1 protein-coding gene is annotated in these 262 nt (G+C 33.6%); it reads right to left on the bottom strand.

Annotated features, from left to right (window positions below; genetic code table 11):
• Positions 1 to 81: 81 nt before the first annotated feature.
• On the bottom strand, positions 82 to 262 hold a 181-nt coding region (locus AB4653_RS29060), incomplete at its 5' end, for a hypothetical protein (RefSeq protein WP_372106102.1).

Consider the following 262-nt stretch of genomic DNA (forward strand, 5'->3'; position numbering starts at 1 on the left):
GCATACCACTTGAGCGTTTTGACGAGTAGCGGTTCTAAACCTCAAATAGCTCAAATTTTGAAAGCGATCTTGTCTATCTGATCATAAATAAGCGCATTGATGCTTATAAGTGGTGCGGGCAAACGTTTGTTTAATTCTATTTTGTAATTTAATTACAGAAATAAGTTTGTAAAATAACCGCAAGTGGCTAAAAGTGTGACGAATAGCAAAAAATACTTGTAATCTTTTTTCTTTGGGGTATATTAATAACCAACTTCTGAAG

The organism is Vibrio sp. 10N.222.48.A3 (genome assembly GCF_041475345.1).
Taxonomy (GTDB): Bacteria; Pseudomonadota; Gammaproteobacteria; order Enterobacterales; family Vibrionaceae; genus Vibrio; species Vibrio tasmaniensis_A.